The sequence below is a fragment of the Klebsiella sp. KTE92 genome (assembly GCF_000398905.1).
Taxonomy (GTDB): Bacteria; Pseudomonadota; Gammaproteobacteria; order Enterobacterales; family Enterobacteriaceae; genus Klebsiella; species Klebsiella variicola.
On the sequence record NZ_KB976100.1, the window covers coordinates 4,784,267 to 4,801,481 of the forward strand.

Annotated in this window: 15 protein-coding genes; 7 read left to right on the forward strand and 8 right to left on the reverse strand. The window is 57.0% G+C overall.

What is annotated here, in order from left to right:
* Positions 1-40: 40 nt before the first annotated feature.
* The 8 genes from yhdP to A1WC_RS0125380 all read right to left on the reverse strand — a co-directional run bounded on the left by yhdP (position 41) and on the right by A1WC_RS0125380 (position 11,048).
* Complete coding sequence (gene yhdP, locus A1WC_RS03135) at positions 41-3,838, reverse strand: AsmA2 domain-containing protein YhdP (protein WP_016161891.1); 3,798 nt, start codon at positions 3,836-3,838, stop codon at positions 41-43.
* A 37-nt stretch (positions 3,839-3,875) separates the two neighbouring features.
* Positions 3,876-5,345, reverse strand: coding sequence for a ribonuclease G (gene rng, locus A1WC_RS03130; protein ID WP_008806687.1), 1,470 nt, complete (start codon positions 5,343-5,345; stop codon positions 3,876-3,878).
* Between the two features lie 2 nt (positions 5,346-5,347).
* Positions 5,348-5,929, reverse strand: coding sequence for a Maf family protein (locus tag A1WC_RS03125; protein ID WP_008806688.1), 582 nt, complete (start codon positions 5,927-5,929; stop codon positions 5,348-5,350).
* Between the two features lie 7 nt (positions 5,930-5,936).
* Positions 5,937-6,425 (reverse strand): rod shape-determining protein MreD, encoded by a 489-nt coding sequence (gene mreD, locus A1WC_RS03120; protein ID WP_008806689.1) that lies wholly within the window; start codon positions 6,423-6,425, stop codon positions 5,937-5,939.
* Positions 6,425-7,417 (reverse strand): rod shape-determining protein MreC, encoded by a 993-nt coding sequence (gene mreC, locus A1WC_RS03115; protein ID WP_008806690.1) that lies wholly within the window; start codon positions 7,415-7,417, stop codon positions 6,425-6,427. The genes mreD and mreC overlap by 1 nt, the downstream gene beginning before the upstream one ends.
* 70 nt (positions 7,418-7,487) lie before the next feature.
* Positions 7,488-8,531, reverse strand: a complete 1,044-nt coding sequence (gene mreB, locus A1WC_RS03110) for a rod shape-determining protein MreB (RefSeq protein WP_002918653.1) — start codon at positions 8,529-8,531, stop codon at positions 7,488-7,490.
* A gap of 305 nt (positions 8,532-8,836) precedes the next feature.
* Positions 8,837-10,777 (reverse strand): RNase E specificity factor CsrD, encoded by a 1,941-nt coding sequence (gene csrD, locus A1WC_RS03105; protein WP_008806692.1) that lies wholly within the window; start codon positions 10,775-10,777, stop codon positions 8,837-8,839.
* Positions 10,778-10,856: 79 nt separating this feature from the next.
* Positions 10,857-11,048 carry a hypothetical protein gene (locus tag A1WC_RS0125380; RefSeq protein WP_032691257.1) on the reverse strand — a complete coding sequence of 64 codons (192 nt, stop codon included), beginning with the start codon at positions 11,046-11,048 and terminating at the stop codon, positions 10,857-10,859.
* A gap of 228 nt (positions 11,049-11,276) precedes the next feature.
* On the opposite strand from A1WC_RS0125380, the gene msrP reads away from it, so the two are divergent.
* The 7 genes from msrP to panF all read left to right on the forward strand — a co-directional run bounded on the left by msrP (position 11,277) and on the right by panF (position 17,206).
* The gene (msrP, locus tag A1WC_RS03100) at positions 11,277-12,278 is read left to right on the forward strand and encodes a protein-methionine-sulfoxide reductase catalytic subunit MsrP (protein WP_012540448.1); all 1,002 of its coding nucleotides are present in this window, start codon (positions 11,277-11,279) and stop codon (positions 12,276-12,278) included.
* Positions 12,278-12,877 (forward strand): protein-methionine-sulfoxide reductase heme-binding subunit MsrQ, encoded by a 600-nt coding sequence (gene msrQ, locus A1WC_RS03095; RefSeq protein WP_012540447.1) that lies wholly within the window; start codon positions 12,278-12,280, stop codon positions 12,875-12,877. Before msrP ends, msrQ begins: the two co-directional genes overlap by 1 nt.
* Before the next feature lie 232 nt (positions 12,878-13,109).
* Complete coding sequence (gene aroQ, locus A1WC_RS03090; protein WP_012540446.1) at positions 13,110-13,562, forward strand: type II 3-dehydroquinate dehydratase; 453 nt, start codon at positions 13,110-13,112, stop codon at positions 13,560-13,562.
* 22 nt (positions 13,563-13,584) lie between these two features.
* Entirely contained in the window at positions 13,585-14,052 is a 468-nt protein-coding gene (gene accB, locus A1WC_RS03085) for an acetyl-CoA carboxylase biotin carboxyl carrier protein (protein ID WP_008806696.1), read from the forward strand.
* Positions 14,053-14,062: 10 nt separating this feature from the next.
* Positions 14,063-15,412 (forward strand): acetyl-CoA carboxylase biotin carboxylase subunit, encoded by a 1,350-nt coding sequence (gene accC, locus A1WC_RS03080; protein WP_008806697.1) that lies wholly within the window; start codon positions 14,063-14,065, stop codon positions 15,410-15,412.
* Between the two features lie 110 nt (positions 15,413-15,522).
* The gene (locus A1WC_RS03075; RefSeq protein ID WP_012540445.1) at positions 15,523-15,765 is read left to right on the forward strand and encodes a YhdT family protein; all 243 of its coding nucleotides are present in this window, start codon (positions 15,523-15,525) and stop codon (positions 15,763-15,765) included.
* Entirely contained in the window at positions 15,755-17,206 is a 1,452-nt protein-coding gene (gene panF / locus A1WC_RS03070) for a sodium/pantothenate symporter (RefSeq protein WP_012540444.1), read from the forward strand. The genes A1WC_RS03075 and panF overlap by 11 nt, the downstream gene beginning before the upstream one ends.
* Positions 17,207-17,215 lie beyond the last annotated feature (9 nt).

Below are 17,215 nucleotides of genomic sequence, written 5' to 3' on the forward strand. Positions count from 1 at the left end.
CGATCTATTGAGATTGCGGCAATTCCCGGCAATCGTCAAATCATTGCTTTTTGTTGCTACGCGCCTGGCGCAGCACCTCATTGATCTGCGGCTGGTCAATCGGACCAGTAATGCGATAGCGCAGAATCGAGACTTTGTTCCACAGCGGGCCCAGCACCTTGCTGGCGGCAAACACCGCCGCGCCGACGATAGGGTTGACGGCAAAAGCCGCCGCCACGCCGACGGTCGCAGAGATCTCCGGCGCCACCACCGCCTGCAGATCCAGCCGGCGACGCACCAAATCGACCGAACCTTTCATGGCAATATCCGCTTCCAGGCCATCCACCAGCGTATCGTCGGTATGCAGCACGCCATCCTTGATCCATGCCGTACTGTTAATCGAGTCGAAGTAAAAGCCCTCGCTGAAGGTATCGCTAAAGTCGAAGCGCAGCTTACGCAGCAGGGCATCAACGCTCAGCAAACGCAGCAGTTGGCCAGCGTGTCCGGTACTCAGGTCGGTAAACTGTCCCTTGCCGAGGTGGCTTTTAATGATCCCATTGAGCGATGCGACATCGGGCGACCAGGGCGGCGCGCGCCAGTGCAGATCATAGTCGATGTCAAACGGCGAATCCTTCACCGGCGTGGAAACGCCGAAGAAACTGGCAAACTCATCCGTTTTATTGCCATGCAGTTTGCCTTTCAGCGACGTGCGTACACCAGCCGGCGCGCTGACCCAGACGCCATCGGTCGTCAGTCGGCCAAACCCGGTATCCACCAGACCATTGGAGAGCGTTAAGGTATCGCCCTTAATCGCCACATCGCCGTCGATACGGCCATATTTTTGCCCCCACAGCCAGCATTCCGCACAGCGCAGCTGCAGATCGGGCCAGCCGTGGAAATCCAGCCGCGTCTCTGCCTGCGGGGCAGCGTTCTTCTCACCGGTCTGGCCATTGGCGCTGGTCGGGTTGAAATAGAGATAACGCACATTCGCCAGCCAGGGCGCATTGTCGCGCATCGTCAGGGTAGCGTTGATTTCACGCCCCTGCGCCTCGACCTGCGAGCCGCCGGCGACCGGCTGCGACATCAGACTGACGTTGTTCCACTGTTGACCGGCAAGCGCCAGCGACGGCGTACGCAGCACAATGCGCTGGGGAAAGAGTATGGTGCTGCTGACTTCATTCGCCGCCCCGTTTTGAAAGAGCGCCAGCCATTGAGCGCCATCCATCGGTGGCAAATTGAGTTCAACCCCAGGCTGGTCAGGCAGCGGAGAGAGACCCTTGCTGTCCGAAGTAAGGATTGCCCGATCCAACGTCAGCTTATGGTTCAGCAACCAGCGGCTGTTGATATGATTCTTCGCGCCGACGGAGCCGGTCAGGTCGAAGCTGCTCAAACCGCCGGCGACGTTAATTTTGATCGGCATCGGCTCTCCAGCGGGCTTATTGACCGGCGAAGGTAAGTGACTGCTCACATTCTTGAGGTCGCCGTTGATATCAACCTTATAGCTGGCGTTACCATGGTACGGCAGTTCGATAGCGACCTTGCCCTCCCACGGCACGCTGCCGCTCAGCGACTCGTTGACGGCTTTTGGCAGCAACCCGGTATGCGATGGCTGCCAGTTGGCGTTCATCCCGACGTCCACCAGAAACGCTTTTTCGCCCTCCCGGGTGGAAAAATTGAGATTCAGCGGCTGATGAAACCAGGTCGCGCTCAACGTTTCGCTATTGAGATCGCCATTCACGAAGCTGAAATTCCCGCTCAGGTTTTGCAGAGTGGTGTCTAACGGCTTGATAAACAGACTGTTATTCTGCAGACGCACATCGCCTTTCGCGGTGGTCATTTCGCCATCTAAAGGGATGTTAAGATGTAAGCGAGCGCTCACATCCCCGTCCAGCTGCAGGGAATCCAGCGCCGCTCCCAGGGTCTCTTTCAGCGGCGTGGTGTTGAAATAAGGTCCCACCTCTTTGCCCGGGCCTTTGATATCGGCATCAATCAACAGCTTTTCAGCGGTATAGTCCGGGATCGCGGCATCGAGATTGCTGGCGGTGACATTGCCGAGCATCGCTTTATCCGCCCGCATCCACAACCCGTTATTGATGAAGTTGAGGTCGATGTTCAGCCCGGTCAGCGCCGGCCAGTCCGGCTGGAAGGCAAAAGTGGCGTTCTTCAGTGGGACATAAACCTGGAACTGCCCTTCATTATGCGGGTAAGGGAAAAGATGCGGATTGCCGCCATACACCAGCGTCGCATCGCGAGCCTGTCCGGCTTTAATCGCGCCGCTGAGATAGTCCACCAGCGCCTTGCCCATCAGGTTTTCCGGGAAGTAACGCCATGCCTGGCCACCATCATTGGTGCTGATGCCCGCCAGAATGCCCAGCCAGGGATCATCTCCCTGCGGTTGCAGATAGCGGAAGCCGCCGCGGGCGCGGACACCCGTCGCCTGCACGTCAATATCGCGGCCATCAAGCATAAACCCTTTGTCGTTTTTCACCCAGCTGAGGGTGGCTTCGCCAGCGGCGATCTCCAGCGGGGCGCGGAAAACACCGGTATAAGGCATCAGCGCCTGCATCATGCGGGCGCGCAGTTCCCCGTGCTCAACGCTGCCATTCAGACTGCCGGAAAAGTGTTCCGCTCCCGGCAGGAGTTTCCACTGCTTCCATGCCAGATCGCTCCACTGCGCCTGAAAGCGCGTTTTCTCCGTCGCCTGCAGGGGAATATCGAGCGCCAGCAGGTTGATTTTGCCGCTGGGCTGCGTGGTGCGCCAGAGCTCGCCCAGGGAAGGCGCCAGCTTATCGGCGAAGGGCTGTAATCCGCTGAGGCCGCTGAGGGTTAAGTTGCTGGCACGAATGCGTAATTCATCGCTACGCTGATGGTCGTCGCCACCGACGTCCTGCGCCGGGATCCAGGCCATCGCCAGCGCGCCGCTTGGCCAGGGTTTATCGTCGATAGCGATCCGCGTATCGGGAATGTAGAAGCCCCAGCTCTGCTTGTCATGGGAGAGATGCGCCGTCAGGTTATCCACTGACAGGTGATGCACCTCGTCATCCCCCTGCCAGCTGGCGCCCCCTTTTTTCAGCCATACGTCACCGCTGGCCACATCGCCTTTTTCAATGGTCATCCAACCTTCAAGGCTGAAGCGGGCGCTCTTCAGAGCGATATTGTCCTGCATCCAGCGGCCGAGCCACGGTTTGACGTCAATATCGTCAGCCTGTAGCCAGACTCGCCCTTTATTCAGCAGGCCATCCTCATCGCGGAGATCCATCCGCACCTGCATCACGCCATGCTGGCCGGTGAGACTGGAGAGGCTAAGCTGCCCCTCGGCGCGGTGACGGTTCCTGCCGTTAAGCCAGGTCAGCTGCGGGACTGCCAGCTCCGCCCGCTGACCGGAAATGGTCAGGAAGCTCAGATGGCTGTCGCGCAGGGTAAAGTGGTCGAACTGACGTAAAAAGAGATCGCTGATGCGGTCGGTTTTCAGGCTTTCGCCGCCGTCATTGGTCTGAATAGGGGTGTTGGTATGAACCTGCAGCTGCCAGAAGGTAAGATCGCGGAACTGCCAGCGCATATGCAGCAAACTCTGCCAGACGTCCAGCGCCAGGGTCACGCGCTTCACCGCCATTTTGCCGCCGTCTTTCAGCCCGACCTGAATATCACGGACATCTAACGTCGGACCAAAATTTTGCCAGCTGGCGGTGATCTGCGAGGCATCCACCGGCGTGCCGGTAAGTGTGGAAATCTTCTCCAGCAGCTGCGGACGCCAGGCGTCAAGCTGCGGCAACACGAGACGCAAGCCACTCACCAGCAGCGCGACGATAACAATCAATGTTGCCACGGTGAGCAATAAAATCCCGGGCAGTCGCCTCACGCCTCTCTCCTTGTCAGCCGCACAATGACGCGGTGTCTTACATCATAACCACATCGAACTGCTCTTGATTATAGAGCGGCTCAATTTGTACCTTGACCTGCTTGCCGACAAAGATTTCCACTTCCGCCAGCGCGTGCGACTCTTCCCCTTTCAGGGTTTCCGCCACCGCAGGGGAAGCATAGACCAGGAAGCGATCGGAATCATAAGCATGATGTACGCGGACGATCTCACGCATAATCTCATAGCATACCGTTTCGACCGACTTTACCGTTCCGCGTCCGTGGCAGGTCGGGCACTCGTTGCACAGCACATGCTCCACGCTTTCACGCGTCCGCTTGCGGGTCATCTCCACCAGCCCCAGTTGAGAGAAACCGTTGATGCTGGTTTTCACCCGATCTTTACTCAGCGCCTGCTCTAAGGAGTGCAGTACCCGTCGCCGATGGTCTTCATTGTTCATGTCAATGAAATCAATGATGATAATGCCGCCGAGGTTACGCAAACGTAGCTGGCGGGCTATCGCCTGGGTGGCTTCGATATTGGTATTGAAGATAGTATCGTCAAGATTCCGGTGCCCGACAAACGCCCCGGTATTGATATCAATGGTAGTCATCGCCTCGGTCTGGTCGATGATCAGGTAGCCCCCGGACTTCAGCTCAACCTTACGCTCCAGCGCGCGCTGAATTTCGTTCTCCACATCAAAGAGATCGAAAATCGGCTGGCGGCCGCTGTAGTGTTCCAGCTTGCTGGTCATTTCCGGGATATATTCAGCGGTGAACTCAAGTAACGCCTCGTAGGTCAGGCGAGAGTCGACGCGAATACGGTCGAGATGCGCATCGGCAAAATCACGCAGCACGCGCTGAGCCAGGGCCAGCTCGCCGTACAGCTGATAACGGGTCTGATTGCGCTTTTTGCGCTCCATCACCTTGGTCCAGACGCGCTTCAGATAGGCGGCATCGGCGGCCATTTCCTGCTCGTGAACCCCTTCCGCAGCGGTGCGAATGATAAATCCGCCCTGCTCGTCGCAGTAATCTGCGACAACCTTCTTCAACCGCTCACGCTCGGCTTCGCTTTCAATGCGTTGGGATACTCCCACATGGGAGGCGCCTGGCATAAACACCAGATAACGGGAAGGCAGGGTGATATCCGTGGTCAGACGCGCGCCTTTGGTGCCCAGCGGATCTTTGACCACCTGGACCATCAGGTCCTGGCCCTGGCGCACCAGCTCCGAAATATCGCGTACGGTAAACTGCTTTTGCTCCTCACCGGCGACACATTCGGTATGCGGCATGATATCGGAGGCGTGGAGGAACGCCGCCTTATCGAGACCAATATCTACAAAAGCCGCCTGCATTCCCGGCAGCACTCGGCTAACACGACCTTTGTAGATATTGCCTACTATTCCGCGTCGCGCTTCACGCTCAATATGGATTTCCTGCAGAATACCGCCATCGATATACGCGACGCGCGTTTCGGATGGCGTTACGTTAACTAATAATTCAGCCGTCATCTTTATCCCTTTTCTTTACGCAGTGAGTTAAAGTTACTGAGCAACTCATACGTTTCCACCAGCGGTAAGCCGACTACGGCGTGATAGCTGCCATTAATCTTCCTGACGAAGCAACCACCCAACCCTTGAATACCGTATGCACCTGCTTTATCTAAAGGCTCGCCGCTGGCCACATATTCGGCGATATCCTGCTCGCTAAGCAGCCGGAAGGTCACGTCCGTGACCACCAGACAGTCCAGCGTCTGCTGCGTATCTGCCAGCGCCACCGCAGTCATGACCTGATGCGTTTGGCCGGAAAGCAGACGCAGCATTGCTGCAGCGTGTTCAGCGTCGCGCGGTTTCTCCAGCACTTCGCCGTTAAGAATGACAATCGTATCCGCCCCCAGCACCGGCAAATCGCGCGATGCCATCGCCACCCCGGCCTGCGCTTTTTCGCGCGCCAGGCGGACAACATAGTGCTCGGCGCTCTCCTGCGGCTGGCGCTGTTCCTCAATACCGGGAACCAGACGCTCGAAAGTGAGACCAAGCTGAGTCAGCAGTTCCTGCCGACGCGGGGAACCTGAAGCAAGATACAGAGTTGTCATATCAACCTTATTGCACTGCAAATTGCTGACGCACTTTGCGCATCAGCAGGAAGAGCCATGGCCAGAGGACACCGTTTACTACACTACTCCAGAATACTTCCGGACGGAAAGAGACGTTGATCACTAAAAACTCTGCCCAGAAAACAATGATATCCACGGCCAGGGATAACAGCATGACCACCAGCGCTTGTTGCCACAGCGCCAGGTTACGGAACAGCTGATATTTCAGCGCGACCAGATAGGCGATAATGCTTAAGGACAGGGCGCGAACGCCCAGCGTCGAGCCGCTAATGAGATCAAGAATAGCCCCCATCACGAAGCCCGTCCCCACGTTCACCCGGTGCGGCAGGGCGAGGATCCAGTACAGCAGGATCAATAATACCCAGTTGGGCCGGAAAACGCTGATGTCCGCCGGCCAGGGCATAATTTGCAGCAATAGCGCGATAAGAAACGAGAGCCAGATAACCCAGCGTCCCTGGCTACGATAACTTGCCACTATTGCCCCCCTGCAGGCAGAGACGGCTGCGATGGCGTCAGCCCGGTGGCTGGCGCCGGCATCTGCGGCCCCATGGCATCCGGCGCAGGCAGTACCTGCGGCATCATCTGCATCAGGCGCTCGTTAGCCACGCGATGGACCTCTTCCGGGGTCATCGGGTTGGCGCCATTGCGATCGGCGCCCCACAGCAGCAGCAGATAGCGCAAGCGCTGCAGCCCGGCCGTCGGACGCGCCTGAATCACGGTGTAGGCGCGCTGAGTGTCCAGCTTCACCGAGGAGACCACCCCGACCGGATACCCTTCCGGGAAGCGGCCACCGAGACCAGAGGTCACCAGCACATCGCCGACGCGAATATCGGTATTCGCCGGCAGATGCTCAAGCTGGAGATCGTCAGTACAGCCGTTACCGGCGGCAATCACGCGAATGTCGTTACGCAGGACCTGGATCGGCAGCGCATGGGTGGCATCGCAGATCAGCAGCACCCGGCTGGTCATTTTCGCCACGGCCACGACCTGCCCCACTACGCCTTTATCGCTGATAACCGGCTGGCCTTCGTAAACACCGTTCACGCTGCCCTTATCAATAACCACCTGATCGCTGTAGGGGTCGTTGACCGTTGAGATGACCTGCGTCACCATTTTTTGTTCGTCCTGGCGCAGCGGCGAGCCAAGCAGTTCACGCAGACGCGCGTTCTCTTGCTTGTACTGGCCCAGCATCAGCAGATCGCTGTTTTTCAGCAACAGTTCCTGACGCAGCGCGCGGTTTTCCAGTTCGAGCTGATCGCGGGTCGCCAGCGTTTGCGATACGCTGTCGAGGAGTTCCCGGGGACCATTAGAGACAAAGTAGAAAGGGCTGACGGCTGTATCCATGTACGTTCTGATTTGACTGAACGTACCCAGGCGGCTGTCGGCGATAATGACGCCAAGCGCCACCAGCACCGCCAGAATAAGGCGAATCTGTAGCGAGGGGCCACGGCTAAAAATTGGCTTCATAGGCTATGCGTATTCTCGTGTCAGTAAAGACCAGGGGCAGCCGCTAAGCCACCCCAGACCTTCAGGCTGACTACTCTTCGCTAAACAGGTCGCCGCCGTGCATGTCGATCATTTCCAGCGCCTTGCCGCCGCCACGCGCTACGCAGGTCAGCGGATCTTCAGCAACCACGACTGGAATACCGGTTTCTTCCATTAACAGACGGTCCAGGTTGCGCAGCAGCGCACCACCGCCGGTAAGAACCATCCCGCGCTCGGAGATATCAGAAGCCAGTTCCGGCGGGCACTGCTCCAGAGCAACCATGACCGCACTCACGATGCCGGTCAGCGGCTCCTGCAGCGCTTCAAGAATTTCGTTGGAATTCAGGGTAAAGCCGCGTGGTACGCCTTCCGCCAGGTTACGGCCGCGAACTTCGATTTCACGCACTTCATCGCCCGGGTAAGCCGAACCGATTTCGTGTTTGATACGCTCAGCGGTCGCTTCACCGATCAGGGAGCCGTAGTTACGACGCACGTAATTAATCACGGCTTCGTCGAAACGGTCGCCGCCGATACGCACGGAAGAAGAGTAGACCACGCCGTTCAGGGAAATAACCGCGACTTCGGTAGTACCGCCGCCGATATCGACAACCATAGAACCGGTCGCTTCAGAAACCGGTAAGCCTGCGCCAATCGCTGCCGCCATCGGCTCTTCGATCAGGAAGACTTCACGAGCGCCAGCGCCCTGCGCGGATTCACGGATCGCACGACGCTCAACCTGGGTGGCGCCAACCGGTACGCACACCAGCACGCGCGGGCTCGGGCGCATAAAGCTGTTGCTGTGCACTTGTTTGATAAAGTGCTGCAGCATCTTTTCCGTCACGAAGAAGTCAGCGATGACGCCGTCCTTCATCGGGCGAATCGCCGCGATATTACCCGGGGTACGGCCGAGCATCTGCTTCGCTTCATGACCTACGGCGGCGACGCTTTTCGGCGATCCGGCACGATCCTGACGAATGGCCACCACGGAAGGCTCATTCAATACGATGCCTTGTCCTTTTACGTAAATAAGGGTATTCGCGGTACCCAGGTCAATGGACAGGTCATTGGAAAACATGCCACGAAATTTTTTTAACATACTAAGGGATAATCCTGAAAGCTGGGGCGGAAAACAAAATCCGCTTACTTTACCAACCACACGCAGCAGCGACAAGGCGCAAAAATCACCTGCTGCGGTGAAAATTAGTGCAGTTCATTTCCTTTGTTACAAATTTTTCCGACTCCGTTCATTGCTGAAATCTTCAGCAGCGCTCCACGCCTGAATTTGTAACCTGTCAAAGGAGGGTCACTGGCATTTACATTGCGATGATCCGGCGAGTAGACAAGCACACCCCCTTCACGATGGCGCGCGTTATTCTACGTGAAATCACGCTAAACGGCAGATCAAACCGAGTATCTTTGCGAATATTTTTTCACATTTGTGTCAAGTGGCTGTGAGGCCGCAAAAAATTCCCCCTGACCGCCTGTGACACCGCATTGGGACAGCACTAACCACTCGCTGCGGCTGCGTACGCCCGTCGCAAAAACTTGCATAGGCATGCCTTTGCAGGCTTCCACCAGACTTTGCACCAGCAGCTGGTTCTCACTGCGCTTTTCAATGTTGCGCGCCAGCCCAGGATGCAGTTTGATCAACTCCGCATCCAGCTGCTTGATCCAGCTGGTTCCCACCAGGGTTAGTCCCGCCTGAACGACCGCCACCCGAACGCCCAGGGCGTTAACCAACCGCATAACCGGCTGCAGACGGCCGATATATTGACAAACATCTGCCTCCGCAAGTTCAAAAATAATCCGCTGACGCTGCGATTTTTCACACTGCATTAAGGCATCGCGCAGCCAGCGCTGAAAACGGGGACGGATCAGCGACTCCACCGACAGCTGTAACGCCAGGTTTTCTTCAGGCCAGAAGCCTAAAAATGGCAGCAGGCGCGTCACCTGCAGGCGGTCATACTCCTCCGCCAGACCAAACTGCAGCACCATCGGCATGTACTCGGCGGCGATCACCTCTTCTTTACCGTCGTACATCCGCGACATCAGTTCACGGTGATGCACCCGGCCATCGCGGGTAACGGCAGGTTTTTGGTACAACCGCGGTCCCCCGCGGCTCAGCATCTGTTCGATCAGCGTCCGCCAGCGAACGTTGCCGCGACCTTTCTCAGGAAGGGTGTCATCGTAAACCGACCAACTATTGCTACCCTGCAGCACCGCGTTGCGCGTTGCCGCTTCCGCGTGCTCCATCACCTGCGCTGTCGATTGCCCGCTGCGGAAAGCACAGATCCCGATATGCATCATATCGTCGCGATCGAGAATGCGCGTCGGCGGCAGTGCGTCCATGGCCTTCAGCAACAGCCCGGCGATACTATCCGCCTCTTTTAACGTGCGGTGCGGCAGCAGCACGGCGAAGTCGCTACGGTGATAGCGCGCCAGTAGCGCGCCGGGATAACGCATAATAAAGGTAGAGAGCAGGTTGATAAGCGTGAAGTAATGCTCTTCGGCGGCCGCCCGTCCCCAGTTGTCCCGTAGCAGATCGAACTCCGGCAGACGGATCATCATGACGATGCCGTAGGCGCCCACTTTCTCCTGGTCTTCCAGCAGCGTGGCCAGCTGATTATCAAAGAACAGGCGGTTATTCAGGCCCGTTTTAGAATCCTGTGCCGCATAGGAGCGAATCAGCGTATCCATACGGCTGCGCTGATCGCTGGCGAATTGCAGCTCCGACAGCAGCATATCCAGCGCGCTGCTGGTGCTGGCTGGCCATTCATAGACCGATCCGCGCACCTGCGGCCCGCGCTCGCCGCTCAGGATGCGCGTGGAACGCAGCTCTAGCAGCTCCTGACCAGCCAGCTGGCGGCGGATCCAGCGGACGGCGAAGAAAATAATCACCACCATAAAGCCGATGGAGATCGACAGCGGGGCCGTGATCGACAGCGAGCGGAAATAGTTCACCATTGGGTCAACGTAGACCAGATGCAGAGTGATACCGGGGTGTTTAAGCGACGGGACCGTGATCTCACGGAATTGCTCATGGCTGCCAAGCGGGCGGTAGCTGTCGGTTCGGGAGTGGCTGTAGAGTGGTTTGCCGTTGAGCATGAAATCGATATGCACGATCTCGATCGGCGTCATCAGCTCATCCAGCTGCGGCTCAAGCTGATCAAAAGAGGTGGTGATGAGCCGGTTATCCAGCATGGTCGCCACCGCCTGAACCCGGTTTTCGACCTTGTTCTCAATGCCGTTATAAAAACTCAGCGAAGCGCCAATCAGCGTGACAAAGATGGTCAGGCTAGTTAGCAGCGTGATAAAGGCTGAGAACTTCGTCGTTAATCGCATCCCTGTGTTAACTCCGCGAGTGAATGACTGCCCGATGAACCATCAGGCTCCCGTGCTGGCGCGCGCCTTGCCGCTAGCATTAACCTTTTAAAGCGCGACGCATACTATCAAAGATGGCGAGTCTGGCAATGGAATGCGTATTATCGGCGAAAGTATGCCGATAGCGAGTATAGTCGGCAGAAAAAATTTGCCAATCATTGCCCGCCTGCGGCCTGCGCCAGAAGCGCTTTAATTTTAGACGCAGGATGGCAAACCCGCGCCAGCGACGCAAATTATTACCGGTTTACCGTTTGGCCTGCTTGCCGCCCTCTTTTCCCTGCTAAAGATGCCGGGTCATGCGCGGTAAAGGAAACGTCTTGCGCCACTTTCCGATGATTCCTGGACGACCGCGCCTCTGCTTCGGCGGCGGCTCCTCATCCTAATCTGCAATTTTTCGTGACATATTCGCGATAAATCGTCGTCTCCGTCATGCTTAGGGAAACGCATGACGGAGGACACCATGAAAAGAAAAAAACTGACGGAAGCCGACGTCACGGCCGAATCCGTTTTTATGCTCAAGCGGCGCCAGGTGCTGAAAATGCTGGGTATCAGCGCGACGGCGCTTTCGCTTCCCGCCGCCGCGCAGGCCGATCTGCTGGACTGGTTTAAAGGAAATGACCGCCCGCCGGCCCCGGCGGGCAAGGCCCTGGACTTTGCTAAACCCGCCGAGTGGCAGGCTAATCTGACGCTCACCCCGGAAGATAAGGTCGCCGGTTACAATAACTTTTATGAATTCGGCCTCGATAAAGCCGACCCGGCGGCGAACGCAGGTAGCCTGCGCACCGATCCCTGGACACTGACCATCGGCGGTGAAGTGGCGAAGCCGCTGACCCTTGACCATGACGATCTGACCAAACGCTTTCCGCTGGAGGAGCGCATTTACCGTATGCGCTGCGTGGAGGCCTGGTCGATGGTCGTTCCCTGGGTCGGTTTCCCGCTGCATAAACTGTTGGCGCTGGTGGAACCCACCAGCAACGCACGCTATGTCGCCTTCAAAACCCTTTACGCCCCGGATCAAATGCCCGGGCAGAAAGATCGTTTTATCGGCGGGGGACTTGCTTATCCTTACGTGGAAGGGTTGCGACTTGACGAAGCCATGCACCCCTTGACGCTGCTTACCGTCGGCGTGTATGGCAAAGCGCTGCCGCCGCAGAACGGCGCGCCGATCCGCCTGACCGTGCCGTGGAAGTACGGTTTTAAAGGCATTAAATCCATCGTCAGCATTGAGCTGACGCGCGAGCAGCCGCCGACCACCTGGAATCTGGCGGCGCCGGACGAATACGGCTTCTTTGCCAACGTTAATCCCCATGTCGATCATCCCCGCTGGTCGCAGGCCAGCGAGCGGTTCATCGGATCAGGCGGTGTGCTCGATGTGAAACGTCAGCCGACGTTGCTGTTTAACGGCTATGCCGACGAGGTGGCCTCACTGTATCGCGGTATGAACTTGCGGGAGAACTTCTAGTGCGTTTCACCGTCAAACAGATCGCGTGGTTGAAAGTCTTCCTCCACCTGGCGGGGTTTTTACCGCTGGTCTGGTTGTTCTGGGCCGGGCATCAGGGCTACTTTAGCGCCGATCCGGCCAAGGATATCCAGCACTTTACCGGCAGGATGGCGCTTAAATTTCTGCTGGCGACTCTGCTGGTCGCCCCGCTAGCGCGCTATGCAAAGCAGCCATTATTGATTCGCATTCGCCGCCTGTTAGGTTTATGGTGTTTTGCCTGGGCGACGCTGCACCTGACCAGCTACACCTTGCTGGAGCTGGGCATTAACAATCTGGCGCTGCTGGGCTCGGAGATTATCAATCGCCCCTATCTGACGTTAGGCATGATCTGCTGGGTGATCCTGCTGGCGCTGGCGGCGACTTCGACGCAGGCGATGCAGCGAAAACTGGGCCGTCGTTGGCAACTTTTGCACAATTTCGTCTATCTGGTGGCGATCCTCGCGCCGATTCACTACCTGTGGTCAGTGAAGATCGTCTCGCCGCAGCCCATCATTTATGCCCTGCTGGCGGTGGTGCTTTTGGCATGCCGTTATAAGAAGTTCCGCCAGTGGTGGCGCTGAATCCGGTAATGTGCAGTTTCCCGCAGATCTTTTATCAACCGCGACTCTTTTTACGATAGCGGTTGATAATCTTCCCTGATAAGACCAGTATTTAGCTGCCAATTGCTACGAAATCGTTATAATGTGCGACTTTGGTTTTCCTGACGGGGTTTTCTGACCCTGAAAAGGTGACAAGGGCGCATTGAAGGTATATGTTGTTTTTTACCCGAAGATGGCAGGAGATCGCCACACGATGGCTGACAAGTTTCACATTTTGCTTTTGAATGGTCCAAACATTAACATGCTCGGTACCCGCGAGCCTGATAAGTATGGCACCCTCTCGCTGGCTGAAATTGTTAACCGTTTGACATCTGAGGCGGCGGCGCTGAATGTGAGCCTGGATCACCTGCAGTCCAACGCGGAGTATGCGTTAATCGACCGAATTCATCAGGCTAAAGACAACGTGGACTATATCCTGATTAATCCGGCCGCGTTCGCGCATACCAGCGTAGCAATCCGTGACGCGTTGCTTGCCGTGAACATCCCGTTTATCGAGATTCACTTGAGCAACGTGCATGCACGCGAACCCTTCCGCCAGCACTCATACCTGTCAGATGTCGCCGCTGGCGTCATTTGCGGACTGGGGGCGGACGGCTATTCATACGCTTTACAGACGGCGGTAAAACGCCTGTCACAATCACACTAAACAAAGAGTACGGAACCCACTCATGGATATTCGTAAGATTAAAAAACTGATCGAGCTGGTTGAAGAATCAGGTATCTCCGAACTGGAAATTTCTGAAGGCGAAGAGTCTGTTCGCATCAGCCGCTCTGCACCGGTCGCAAGCTATCCGGTTATGCAGCAGGCTTATGCTGCGCCGATGATGCAGCCTCAGGCGCCTGCCGCCGCGGCTGCCGCACCAGCTGCTGCAGCTGAAGCGCCGGCAAAAGCGGAAATCAGTGGTCACATCGTACGTTCCCCGATGGTTGGTACTTTCTATCGTACGCCAAGCCCGGACGCGAAAGCGTTTGTGGAAGTTGGCCAGAAAGTTAACGTGGGCGACACCCTGTGCATCGTCGAAGCGATGAAAATGATGAACCAGATCGAAGCCGACAAAGCCGGCGTGGTGAAAGCCATTCTGATCGAAAGCGGCCAACCGGTAGAATTCGACGAGCCGCTGGTAGTTATCGAGTAACGAGGCGAACATGCTGGATAAAATTGTCATCGCTAACCGTGGCGAGATCGCATTGCGCATCCTGCGTGCCTGTAAAGAACTGGGCATCAAGACCGTCGCTGTGCACTCCACCGCGGATCGCGATCTAAAACACGTATTGTTAGCGGATGAGACGGTCTGTATTGGCCCGGCTCCGTCCGTAAAAAGCTATCTCAACATCCCGGCTATCATCAGCGCGGCGGAAATCACCGGCGCGATAGCGATTCACCCGGGTTATGGTTTCCTCTCCGAGAACGCCAACTTTGCCGAGCAGGTTGAGCGCTCCGGCTTTATCTTCATCGGTCCGAAAGCCGACACTATCCGCCTGATGGGCGACAAAGTGTCCGCAATCACCGCGATGAAGAAAGCCGGCGTCCCGACCGTTCCAGGTTCTGACGGCCCGCTGACCGACGATATGGACGCTAACCGCGCCCATGCCAAACGCATTGGCTATCCGGTGATCATCAAGGCCTCCGGCGGCGGCGGCGGTCGCGGTATGCGCGTTGTGCGTAGCGACGCCGAACTGGCGCAGTCTATCTCCATGACCAAAGCGGAAGCGAAAGCGGCTTTCAATAACGACATGGTCTACATGGAGAAATACCTGGAAAATCCTCGCCACATCGAGATCCAGGTACTGGCGGACGGTCAGGGTAACGCTATCTATCTGGCAGAGCGTGACTGCTCCATGCAGCGTCGCCACCAGAAAGTGGTCGAGGAAGCGCCGGCGCCGGGCATCACCCCGGAACTGCGTCGCTACATCGGCGAACGTTGCGCGAAAGCCTGTGTGGATATCGGCTACCGCGGAGCGGGCACCTTCGAGTTCCTGTTCGAAAACGGCGAGTTCTACTTCATTGAAATGAACACCCGTATTCAGGTAGAACACCCGGTTACCGAAATGATCACCGGCGTTGACCTGATCAAAGAGCAGCTGCGTATTGCAGCTGGCCAGCCTCTGTCCATCAAGCAGGATGAAGTGGTCGTCAGAGGCCATGCGGTGGAATGCCGTATCAACGCCGAAGACCCGAACACCTTCCTGCCGAGCCCGGGTAAAATTACCCGCTTCCACGCGCCGGGCGGTTTTGGCGTGCGCTGGGAGTCTCATATCTACGCCGGTTACACCGTACCGCCGTACTATGACTCCATGATCGGTAAACTGATCTGCTACGGCGAAAGCCGTGACGTGGCGATTGCCCGCATGAAGAATGCGCTGCAGGAGCTGATCATCGATGGCATCAAAACCAACGTCGATCTGCAGATGCGCATTATGAGCGACGAGAACTTCCAGCATGGTGGCACTAACATCCACTATCTGGAGAAAAAGCTCGGACTGCAGGAAAAATAATCCTGTATTTGCTGCAAAAGGCCGGTTAATCCGGCCTTTTTTCTTTTTCTCTCCCCTCGACTTTTCCATGCGGTACAATCCCCGCTTTCTTCATCCTCAAGGGACAAAAAATGGACAAACGCTTTGTTCAGGCCCATAAAGAAGCGCGCTGGGCGCTGTGGCTGACCCTTCTCTATCTTGCCGCCTGGCTGGCGGCGGCCTATCTGCCGGGCGTCAGTATCGGTTTTACCGGCCTGCCCCACTGGTTTGAAATGGCCTGCCTGCTGGTGCCGCTGCTGTTTATACTGCTGTGCTGGGCGATGGTGCGCTTTATCTTCCGTGATATCTCTCTGGAGGATAACGATGCAGCTTGAGATTATCGTGGTGCTGATCGCTTATCTGTTTGTGGTCTTCGGGCTGTCGATTTACGCGATGCGTAAACGCAGCACCGGGAACTTCCTTAGCGAGTATTTCCTCGGCAGTCGATCGATGGGGGGGTTTGTATTAGCCATGACCCTCACCGCCACCTATATTAGCGCCAGCTCGTTTATCGGCGGCCCCGGCGCCGCCTATAAATATGGGCTGGGTTGGGTACTGCTGGCGATGATCCAGGTACCGACGATCTGGCTCTCTCTCGGGATCCTCGGCAAGAAGTTCGCGATCCTGGCGCGACGCTACAATGCTATTACCCTTAACGATATGCTGCAGGCGCGCTACCAAAGCCGCGCGGTGGTATGGATTGCCAGCGTCAGCCTGCTGGTGGCCTTTGTCGGGGCCATCGCGGTGCAGTTTATTGGCGGCGCGCGCCTGCTGGAAACCGCTGCCGGGATCAAGTACGAAACCGGTCTGCTGATCTTTGGGATCACCATCGCGCTGTATACCGCTTTCGGCGGCTTCCGCGCCAGCGTACTCAACGATACGATGCAGGGAATGGTGATGTTGATCGGGACGATCGTCCTGCTGGTTGGTGTCGTCCATGCTGCCGGCGGCCTGCATCAGGCGGTGGACACACTGCAGCGGATCGACCCACAGCTGGTGTCGCCGCACGGTGCGGATGATATCCTGTCCCCCACCTTTATGACCTCGTTCTGGGTGCTGGTTTGCTTCGGCGTTATCGGCCTGCCGCATACCGCCGTACGCTGTATCTCCTATAAAGACAGCAAAGCCGTGCACCGTGGGATTGTCATTGGCACGATCGTCGTGGCGATTCTGATGTTTGGCATGCATCTCGCCGGCGCTCTTGGCCGCGCCGTCCTGCCGGGCCTCACCGTGCCCGATCTGGTGATCCCGACGTTGATGGTCCAGGTGCTGCCGCCGTGGGCTGCAGGACTGTTTTTAGCCGCGCCAATGGCTGCGATTATGTCGAACGTGAACGCCCATTTACTGCAGGCATCGGCTACGATCATTAAAGATCTGTGGCTCAGCGCGCAGCCAACAAAAAAACGCAATGAGCAGAAGCTCAAGCGGATCTCAACGATCGCCACCTTAGTGCTGGGTATATTAATGATGCTGGCCGCCTGGCGGCCACCGGAAATGATTATCTGGCTCAATCTGCTGGCCTTCGGCGGCCTGGAAGCGGTGTTTTTATGGCCGCTGGTGCTGGGCCTTTACTGGGAGCGAGCAAACGCTGCCGGGGCGCTCAGCGCGATGTTGGTGGGCGGCGTGCTGTATGCCGTGCTCGCGACGTTTCATATTCAGTTCCTGGGCTTCCATCCTATCGTGCCCTCGCTACTGCTAAGTTTGTTGGCTTTTGTCGTCGGGAACCGTTTCGGCCAACCCGTCCCGCCAGCCCCTGTGATGACTACTGATAAATAAAGAGTTTTG

Coding starts and splice junctions, on each gene's coding strand:
- panF (WP_012540444.1), top strand. CDS start 15,755: ATGCAGCTTGAGATTATCGTGGTGCTGATCGCTTATCTGTTTGTGGTC.
- rng (WP_008806687.1), bottom strand. CDS start 5,345: ATGACGGCTGAATTATTAGTTAACGTAACGCCATCCGAAACGCGCGTC.
- csrD (WP_008806692.1), bottom strand. CDS start 10,777: ATGCGATTAACGACGAAGTTCTCAGCCTTTATCACGCTGCTAACTAGC.
- mreB (WP_002918653.1), bottom strand. CDS start 8,531: ATGTTAAAAAAATTTCGTGGCATGTTTTCCAATGACCTGTCCATTGAC.
- mreC (WP_008806690.1), bottom strand. CDS start 7,417: ATGAAGCCAATTTTTAGCCGTGGCCCCTCGCTACAGATTCGCCTTATT.
- accC (WP_008806697.1), top strand. CDS start 14,063: ATGCTGGATAAAATTGTCATCGCTAACCGTGGCGAGATCGCATTGCGC.
- aroQ (WP_012540446.1), top strand. CDS start 13,110: ATGGCTGACAAGTTTCACATTTTGCTTTTGAATGGTCCAAACATTAAC.
- msrP (WP_012540448.1), top strand. CDS start 11,277: ATGAAAAGAAAAAAACTGACGGAAGCCGACGTCACGGCCGAATCCGTT.
- accB (WP_008806696.1), top strand. CDS start 13,585: ATGGATATTCGTAAGATTAAAAAACTGATCGAGCTGGTTGAAGAATCA.
- A1WC_RS03125 (WP_008806688.1), bottom strand. CDS start 5,929: ATGACAACTCTGTATCTTGCTTCAGGTTCCCCGCGTCGGCAGGAACTG.
- A1WC_RS03075 (WP_012540445.1), top strand. CDS start 15,523: ATGGACAAACGCTTTGTTCAGGCCCATAAAGAAGCGCGCTGGGCGCTG.